This window comes from Variovorax sp. YR752 (assembly GCF_943372545.1).
Genome location: NZ_CALRZC010000074.1, coordinates 26611 through 34902, shown reverse-complemented (window position 1 = coordinate 34902; position 8292 = coordinate 26611). Strand labels below are relative to the sequence as shown.

8 protein-coding genes are annotated in these 8292 nt (G+C 70.3%); 3 read left to right on the top strand and 5 right to left on the bottom strand.

Translation table 11 applies throughout. From position 1 onward, the window contains the following. Together AAG801_RS18690 and AAG801_RS18685 are read left to right on the top strand one after the other, a co-directional pair. On the top strand, positions 1-610 hold a 610-nt coding region (locus AAG801_RS18690; RefSeq protein ID WP_341889693.1), incomplete at its 5' end, for a DUF6515 family protein. A gap of 30 nt (positions 611-640) precedes the next feature. Beyond that, positions 641-1336: a DUF2202 domain-containing protein gene (locus AAG801_RS18685; protein WP_341889692.1), complete on the top strand. Its 696-nt coding sequence runs from the start codon at positions 641-643 to the stop codon at positions 1334-1336. A gap of 79 nt (positions 1337-1415) precedes the next feature. Here the strand turns inward: AAG801_RS18685 and AAG801_RS18680 are convergent, their stop codons facing one another. From AAG801_RS18680 to AAG801_RS18660, 5 genes are all read right to left on the bottom strand, one after another. Continuing rightward, positions 1416-1829 (bottom strand): hypothetical protein, encoded by a 414-nt coding sequence (locus AAG801_RS18680; RefSeq protein ID WP_341889691.1) that lies wholly within the window; start codon positions 1827-1829, stop codon positions 1416-1418. 174 nt (positions 1830-2003) lie between these two features. Then, positions 2004-3272: a Glu/Leu/Phe/Val dehydrogenase gene (locus AAG801_RS18675; protein WP_341889690.1), complete on the bottom strand. Its 1269-nt coding sequence runs from the start codon at positions 3270-3272 to the stop codon at positions 2004-2006. Positions 3273-3425: 153 nt separating this feature from the next. Continuing rightward, positions 3426-4241, bottom strand: coding sequence for a pyrroline-5-carboxylate reductase (gene proC, locus AAG801_RS18670; protein ID WP_341889689.1), 816 nt, complete (start codon positions 4239-4241; stop codon positions 3426-3428). 10 nt (positions 4242-4251) lie between these two features. Beyond that, entirely contained in the window at positions 4252-4677 is a 426-nt protein-coding gene (locus tag AAG801_RS18665; RefSeq protein ID WP_341889688.1) for a hypothetical protein, read from the bottom strand. A gap of 27 nt (positions 4678-4704) precedes the next feature. Further along, positions 4705-7692, bottom strand: coding sequence for an L-glutamate gamma-semialdehyde dehydrogenase (locus AAG801_RS18660; RefSeq protein WP_341889687.1), 2988 nt, complete (start codon positions 7690-7692; stop codon positions 4705-4707). 107 nt (positions 7693-7799) lie between these two features. On the opposite strand from AAG801_RS18660, the gene AAG801_RS18655 reads away from it, so the two are divergent. After that, complete coding sequence (locus AAG801_RS18655) at positions 7800-8291, top strand: Lrp/AsnC ligand binding domain-containing protein (RefSeq protein ID WP_341889686.1); 492 nt, start codon at positions 7800-7802, stop codon at positions 8289-8291. Position 8292: the final 1 nt, after the last annotated feature.

Below are 8292 nucleotides of genomic sequence, written 5' to 3'. Positions count from 1 at the left end.
GGCCCTGCTCGGCACGGCGGCGGGGGCCCAGCCAGGCCCCGACCGCCGGGCCGGGCCCGACGCGCGGCGTCCCGCGGCGCCGCAGTTCCGCACGCCGCACATCCGCTTCGACGCCGGGCATCTGCACAACCACTACTACCCGGAGCGGGGCTACGTGGTGCCACGCCTGCCCAGCGGCAGCATCAGCATCGCCTTCGGCGGCGGCAGCTACTTCTTCCACGGTGGCGTGTGGTACCGGCCGTCGGGCAGCCGCTTCGTCGTGGTGCTGCCGCCGATCGGCATCTTCGTACCGATCCTGCCGGCGGCCTACGTCACCCTGTGGATCGGCGGCACGTACTACTACTACGCCAACGGCAGCTACTACGCGGCGGCGGGTGCCAACGGCTATGTGGTGGTCGAGCCGCCCGCCGAGGCGGCAGCTGCGTCGGCCGCCGCAGTGCCCGAACCGGTGATCTATCCACGCAACGGGCAGAGCGCCGAGCAGACCGAGACCGACCGGCGCGAGTGCAACCGCTGGGCGACCACACAACCCGCGGCGTTGAACGACGCGAGCGTGTTTCAGCGCGCGGTCGCGGCCTGCATGGACGCACGCGGCTACACCGTGCGTTGAGTCTGTCGGCCGCAACGAACAAGGACACCCATGCAACGCAAACAGTTTCTGCGCCGCCTCGGCGCCCTGGCCGGCAGCGCCGCGATCGGGCCGCTGATCGCAGCGTGCGGCGGCGGCGATGCCGCCGGTCCGGCGTCATCATCGGCGAGCGCCAGCGTGCCGGCTGCACCGACAGCACCGGCCGGCACGCAGCCGACGTCCGATCCACTGTCGCCCGACGAGATCGCCGGCCTGAGGTTCATGCGCGAGGAGGAGAAGCTCGCACACGACGTGTACGTCGCGATGGATGCCTTGTGGGGCCACCGGAGCTTCGCCAACATCGCCCTCAGCGAGACGACGCACACGCAGGCCATCCTCGCGCTGATCACGAAGTACGCTGTCGACGACCCCGCCGCGGGAAAGCCGGCAGGGGTGTTCGAGGATCCGCAGTTGCAGGCCCTGTACGACACGATGGTGGCAGCCGGTGCAGCCAGCCTGGTCGAGGCACTCAAGGTCGGCGCGCTGATCGAGGAGACCGACATCCGCGACATCGAAGTGCGCATGGCCGCGACCGACGCGGCGGACATCCTGCAGGTGTACGACAGCCTGCTGTGCGGCTCACGCAATCACCTCCGCGCGTTCAACAGCGCGCTGCTCGGCCAGGGCGTGACCTACGTCGCTCAGGTCATCAGCCAGCAGCAGTGGGATGCCATCGCCTACTCGGCGCACGTGTCCTGCGGCAGCTGAGGCGCGCGCCCGGGCTGCAGCGCCCAGGCTGCAGCGGCCGAGCGTCTGCAGCTGGCGGCGAAGCCGGCCGGGCGCGGCCTTACTTGCCGCCCCCGCTGCCTCCGCCGGCACCACCGGCGCCCGCACCACCACGCGCACCGCCCCCTGCGCCGGCTCCCACGCCCGAGCCCAGCCCACGCCCGGCCGGCGGCGCGTCGGGCAGGGTCACCCCGCGTTCCTTGGCGCGCGCCTTCATCCGCTCGTGATGTTCGGCGCGGACCTGCTCGCGCTCCTGCGCCGTCTTGGCCGCGCGCATGCGATTGCGGTACTCGGTGCGCTCCTGCGCGGTCATCAGCTGGTTGCCGAAGATGTCGCGATCACGGATCTGGTCGCGCGTCTGGCCGGCGGTCGTGTCGCGCGTCTGGTCGCGGTCGCGTGCCTGGTCCTGCGCCATGGCGCTCGATGCGGCCATCATTGCGCCCACCAGCCACAGGCTCACTCGTCTGTTCGTCATTGCTCGCTCTCCTGGAGTTCAACAGGTTCACGGGGAAGCGACAATCCTTCACCTACCCGTCGGGGTATCGTTCTCCCCGCCTGTCCAGGCTGCGTTGCGAGCAATCAAGGCCGGGGCACATCCGGCCTTCATCTTGGTGAGTAGATGTGCGGCGCCAGCGCGCGCCGCCTCGCCTCAGGGGTAGAGCCCGCGCTCCTCGCGCGCCGTCAGGATGCGCTCGCAGGCCACTGCGAAGGTGGCGGTGCGCAGCGTGATCTTGTGCTTGTCGGCGGTGTCCCAGATGCGCTTGAGCGCGCCAACCATGATCTTGTCCAGCCGCAGGTTGATCTCGTCCTCGGTCCAGAAGAACGAGCTGAAGTCCTGCACCCATTCGAAGTAGCTGACCGTCACGCCGCCGGCGTTGCAGATCACGTCGGGCACGACGAGCACGCCGCGGTCGGCGAGGATGTCGTCGGCCTGCGGCAGCGTCGGGCCGTTGGCGCCTTCGAGCACCAGCTTCGCCGTGGTTCGCTTCGCGCGCTCGACGGTGACCTGGCCTTCCAGCGCGGCCGGGATGAGGATGTCGCACTTCACGTCCCAGAACGACTCGTCGTCGGCCTTCTCGGCACCCTTGAAGGCACCGACACCGCCGTACTGCGTCAGCGTGGGCATCAGCTCGGCCATGTCGATGCCCTTGTCGTTGACGATGGTGCCGGTGTGGTCCTGGATGGCGACGATCTTCGCGCCGGCCTGCGCGAACAGCTCGGCCGCCGCCGAGCCGACGTTGCCGAAACCCTGCACCGCCACACGCGCGCCGTCGAGGTCCAGACCGATGCGGCGAGCGGCCTCGCGCCCGGTGACGAACACGCCGCGACCGGTGGCCTTGACGCGCCCGAGCGAGCCGCCGAGGTGGATCGGCTTGCCGGTGACCACGCCGGTGGCGGTGGTGCCGGTGTTCATCGAGTAGGTGTCCATCATCCACGCCATGATCTGCGGGTTGGTGTTCACGTCCGGCGCCGGGATGTCCTGCTGCGGGCCGATGATGATGCCGATCTCGCTGGTGTAGCGCCGCGTCATGCGCTCCAGCTCCTTGATCGAGAGCTTCTTCGGATCGACGCGGATGCCGCCCTTGGCACCGCCGTAGGGCAGGTTCACCGCCGCGTTCTTGATCGACATCCACGCCGCCAGCGCCATCACCTCTTCCAGCGTCACGTCCGGGTGGTAGCGCACGCCGCCCTTGCCCGGACCGCGCGACAGGTTGTGCTGCACGCGGAAGCCCTCGTAGTGGGCGACGCTGCCGTCGTCGAGCTCGATCGGCACGTCGACGATCAGCGCGCGCTTCGGGCGCTTGAGCGTCTCGACCCAGCGCGCCAGGTGGCCGAGGTAGGGCACGACGCGGTCGACCTGCGAGAGGTAGGTCTGCCAGGGGCTGTCGGCATGGGGGGTGACGTAGGACAGGGTCATGGTGTCTCCGTGGGGTTCCGTGGCTCTTGCCGGCGACGCTCGTGGCGCAGCCGGCTGCCTGCGGCGAGACTGTAGGCGCGTGGGCGCCGAGTTTTTCACCCAACCCCATGCCGGCTTTGCATGGCTTGCGCCATGGCCGGCATGCAGCGCGGCCTAAGACCCGAACTCGTCCCCGAGTTCGCGGGCGCGGTGCTGCGCCGCCTTCAGCGCCTTCACGAAGGCGGCCTTCACGCCGCTGGCCTCCAGCGAAGTCAGTGCAGCGTAGGTGGTGCCACCCTTGGAGGTGACCCGCTCACGCAGCACTTCCGGGGGTTCGTCGGACGCCTGCGCCAGCGCGGTGGCGCCGGCGAAGGTGGCCAGCGCGAGCTGCTTGCCCTGCTCGGCGGACAGGCCCATCTCCTGCGCCGCCTGCATCATCGCCTCGACGAAGTAGAAGACGTAGGCCGGGCCGGAGCCGGACAGCGCGGTCACCGCGTCGAGGTCTTCCTCGCGCGCCACCCACAGCGTGCGGCCGGTCGGCGCAAGCAGCTCTTCGGCGATCCGGCGCTCGTCGGCGTTCACCGCCTCGCGCGCATACAGCCCGGCGATGCCCTGGCCGATCAGCGCCGGCGTGTTGGGCATGCTTCGCACCACCCGCTCGCTGCCGGTGGCGCGCACGATCGCGTCGCTGCGGATGCCGGCCATCACGCTGAGCTGCAGCGCGCCGCGAACATGCGCCGCGCAGGGCTCGGCGGCGGCCTGGAACAGTTGCGGCTTGACCGCCCACACCACCACCCGCGCCTGCGCGAGCGAGGCATCGGCGGCCGCCAGCGTGCGCACGCCCTGTTCGGCGCGCAGCTTGTCGCGCTGCGCCGCGCCCGGGTCGATCACGAGAATCGAATCGCCCGCGCGGCCGCTGGCACGCAGCCCGCCGATGATGGCCGCGGCCATGTTGCCGCCGCCGATGAAGGCCAGCACGTCGGTGCTCATCGTCCGCTCCTCACTTCGGCGCCGCCGACGCCGGCACGCCCGGCGGGATCGGCACGACCACGCCCGGGCCGAGCGGAATGTCCGGCGTCTCGATCACCCGGGTCACGAAGTAGCGTGTCTCGCCGAAGCAGCTGGTCGGCAGGCCGACCTTCTCCTCGTAGTGCAGGCTGACACGCTTGCCCATCACGGCACTGATGCGCTGCGCCGCCGCGTCGTCGTGCACGGTGAAGTAGAACTTCTCCACCGAGCTGCCGGGCAGCGAGACCAGCGCCAGCTCGCCCTCCCACGTCTTGCAGAGCCAGCCCTTGTGCGAGAACTTCTGCACCCAGCCGGCACGCTCGCCGCTGGAGTAGCTCCAGTTCAGGGCGACGGCGAACCAGCCGACGACGAGTGCCACGATGGCGACAAGAGCGATGAGGATGTTGCGGATGATCATGGCCGCGATCGTCGCACACCAGCCGCGTCACCCGTGCGACAGGCCGGCCAGCAGTTCGGCGTTGCCACCGGCCGCCGCGGTGTTGATCGTCAGCGTCTGCTCGGCGCAGAAGCGGTACAGGTAGTGCGGCCCGCCGGCCTTCGGCCCGGTGCCCGACAGGCCCTCGCCGCCGAAAGGCTGCACGCCGACCACCGCGCCGATCATGTTGCGGTTGACGTAGACGTTGCCGATGGGCGCGCCGTGCGCGATGCGCAACGCACGGCTGTCGATGCGCGTCTGGACGCCCAGCGTCAGGCCGTAGCCGAGCGCGTTGACCTGCGCGACCACCGCATCGATGTCGCCACGCCAGCGCACCACGTGCAGCACCGGGCCGAAGATCTCCTGCTTCACGTCGGCGATGTCGCCCAGCTCGAAGGCCACCGGCGCAACCAGGCGCGCGAAGGTCGAGCTGAGCGGCGTTTCGCCGAGCAGCGTCGCTTCACGGCGCAACCGTTCGATCTGGGCGCGGATGGCAGCGTGCGCCTCGGCATCGATCACCGGGCCGACATCGGTGGCGAAGTCGGCCGGGTCGCCGACGACCAGTTCGGTCATCGCGCCGCGGATCATCTCGATCACCGCGTCGGCAATGCCCTCGTGGACGAGCAGCAGCCGCAGCGCCGAGCAGCGCTGGCCGGCCGAGCGGAAGGCGCTTTGCACGACGGCATCGACCACCTGCTCGGGCAGCGCGGTGCTGTCGACGATCATCGCGTTGATGCCACCGGTCTCGGCGACCAGCGGCACGATCGGGCCATCCTTCGCAGCGAGCGTGCGGTTGATGATCTTCGCCACGGCGGTCGAGCCGGTGAAGCACACGCCGGCGGTGCGCGCATCGGCGACCAGCGCCGCGCCCACCGTCTCGCCCGGGCCGTGCAGCAGCGCCAGCGCATCGGCCGGCACGCCGGCCTCGTGCAGCAGCGTGACCAGGCGCTGCGCGACGAAGGGCGTCTGCTCGGCCGGCTTGGCGGCCACGCTGTTGCCGGCGACGAGCGCCGCCGCCACCTGGCCGGCGAAGATCGCCAGCGGGAAGTTCCACGGGCTGATGCAGACGAACACGCCGCGGCCATGCAGGCGCAACTCGTTGTGCTCGCCGGTCGGGCCGGGCAGGGACAGCACCGCCAGGCGCTGCTCGGCCTGGTCGGCGTAGTAGCGCAGGAAGTCGACCGCCTCGCGCACCTCGGCGACGCAGTCGCCCAGCGTCTTGTGCGCTTCCTTGACCAGCAGGCCGCAGAACTCGGCCAGGCGCGCATCGAGCCCATCGGCGGCTCGGCGCAGCACCGCAGCGCGCTCCGTCAACGGCGTGGCGCTCCAGCGCGGAAAGGCGGCGTGCAGACGCTGCATGGCCGCGTCGATCCCGGCCGGCGTGGCCTCGGGCACGGCATCGATGCGCGTGGCCGCAACGGCCGTCAGCAACGGCTGGCGCTGCGCGGGCACGGCGAGGTCGGCGCCGGTGGAGTTGGCTCGCGTGCCGTACAGATCGCGCGGCATGACGAGGCCTGGCTCGGCCGCCGGCAGCAGCGGCGAGGCCAGCAGCGCCTCGACGTCGACCTGCGGGTCGGCGAGCTGGTGCACGAAGGACGAGTTGGCACCGTTCTCCAGCAGCCGGCGCACCAGGTAGGCGAGCAGGTCGCGGTGCTCGCCGACCGGCGCGTAGACGCGCACCGGCACCGAGGGGCTGGCCATCACCTCGCGGTAGACCGCCTCGCCCATGCCGTGCAGGCGCTGCATCTCGAAGCCGCCACGGTTCGCTTCACCCATCTGCAGGATCGCGGCGATGGTGCCGGCGTTGTGGGTGGCGAACTGCGGGTAGATCAGCCCGGCATGGCCGAGCAGCGCCCGTGCGCAGGTGAGGTAGGCAATGTCGGTGTGGTGCTTGTGGGTGAACACCGGGTAGGCCGCCAGGCCCAGCTCCTGAGCACGCTTGACCTCACCGTCCCAGTAGGCGCCCTTGACCAGCCGCACCATGAAGCGCAGGCCGTGCGCCTTGGCAATGCGCGCCACTTCGTCGACCACGGCGAGCGACCGCGTCTGGTAGGCCTGCACCGCCAGGCCGAAGCCTCGCCAGGCGGGGTGCGACTGCGCGATGCGCGCGGCCAGTGCCTCGAAGACATCGAGCGAGAGTTCGAGGCGGTCGCTCTCCTCGGCGTCGATGGTCAGGTTCATGTCGGCACGCGCGGCGGCATCGACCAGCTGCCACACGCGCGGCAGCAGCTCGGCGAACACCCGCTCGCGCTGCGTCACCTCGTAGCGCGAGAACAGCGCGCTGAGCTTGATCGAGATGCCGTCGGACGATTCCGGCCCGTCGCCGCGCTTCGCCTCGGCAATGCGTGCAACCGCCTGCGCGTAGGCGGCCAGGTAACGCTGCGCGTCGGCCTCGGTGCGTGCACCCTCGCCGAGCATGTCGTAGCTGAAGCGCAGCAGCGGCTGGGCGCGGCGTTGCTGCGCGGCTTCGCCCATCGCCTCGACGATGTGCCGGCCGAGCACGAACTGGCGGCCGAGCAACTGGATGGCGCGCACTGTCGCGGCCACCACGGTCTGTGCGCCGAGGCGCTTCAGCAGGCCCGTTTCATGCTCCGCATCGGGCAGGAAGCGCTTGGACATGGCGATCGCGCTGGCCGACAGGCTGGCCAGCATGCGGTGCGGGCCGTCGCCGGCGTGCGCATCGAAGCTGGCCTTGCCGAGCTGGTCGGCGGTCAGCGCGATGGCCGTCTCGGCATCGGGCACACGCAACAGGGCTTCGGCCAGCCGCATCAACGCCAGGCCCTCGGCGCTGGAGATCGGGTACTCGCGCAGCAGCGACTCCATCGCCCAGAACGGCGCCGGCGTGTCGCGCACGGCGTGCACCCAGGGCACGGCGCGCTGCATCGCCTGCGGCCAGGCCAGGGCGCCGGCCAGCCGCTGCAGCGCGGCGTCGAGTGCCGTGGCTTCGGGGTGGCAGGGGTCGGGCAGGCGGGCGGTCTCGGGTAGGGTGACGAACATCGCAGCTCTCCATGACGGTGGCAGCCGTCGAATAAGTTGCTAGGCTAGTGAAGCGCAGCTAGGATTAATCACCGAATCAGAGCCACTCAACCGAACGAACATCGGCCATGCTCCCCAACACCGACGACGAGACACGCGCCCATTCGCTCGACAAGATCGACATCCGCATCCTGCGCGTGCTGCAGAAGGACGGGCGCATTTCCAACCTCAAGCTGGCCGAAGAGGTGCACCTCTCGCCGACTGCCGTGCTCGAACGCGTCAAGCGCCTGACGCGCGACGGCTTCATCCTCGGCTACGAGGCGCGGCTGAACCCCGACAAGCTCGGCGCCGGCATGCTGGTCTTCATCGAGGTGGTGCTGGACCGCACCACGCACGACGCGATGAACGCCTTCAAGGCGGCGGTGCAAGTACGCGCCGAGATCCAGGAATGCCACCTGGTGGCCGGCGGCTTCGACTACCTGATCAAGACCCGCGTGGCCAACATGCAGGCCTACCGCGAGCTGGTCGGCTCGGTGATCTGGGCGCTGCCGGGCGTGCGCGAGACGCGCACCTATGCGGTGATGGAAGAGGTGAAGAACACGGCGCTTCTGCCGATCTGAG

Excerpts from the sequence above, each read along its gene's own strand:
- AAG801_RS18685 (WP_341889692.1), top strand. The coding sequence starts at position 641 with ATGCAACGCAAACAGTTTCTGCGCCGCCTCGGCGCCCTGGCCGGCAGC.
- AAG801_RS18680 (WP_341889691.1), bottom strand. The coding sequence starts at position 1,829 with ATGACGAACAGACGAGTGAGCCTGTGGCTGGTGGGCGCAATGATGGCC.
- AAG801_RS18675 (WP_341889690.1), bottom strand. The coding sequence starts at position 3,272 with ATGACCCTGTCCTACGTCACCCCCCATGCCGACAGCCCCTGGCAGACC.
- proC (WP_341889689.1), bottom strand. The coding sequence starts at position 4,241 with ATGAGCACCGACGTGCTGGCCTTCATCGGCGGCGGCAACATGGCCGCG.
- AAG801_RS18665 (WP_341889688.1), bottom strand. The coding sequence starts at position 4,677 with ATGATCATCCGCAACATCCTCATCGCTCTTGTCGCCATCGTGGCACTC.
- AAG801_RS18660 (WP_341889687.1), bottom strand. The coding sequence starts at position 7,692 with ATGTTCGTCACCCTACCCGAGACCGCCCGCCTGCCCGACCCCTGCCAC.
- AAG801_RS18655 (WP_341889686.1), top strand. The coding sequence starts at position 7,800 with ATGCTCCCCAACACCGACGACGAGACACGCGCCCATTCGCTCGACAAG.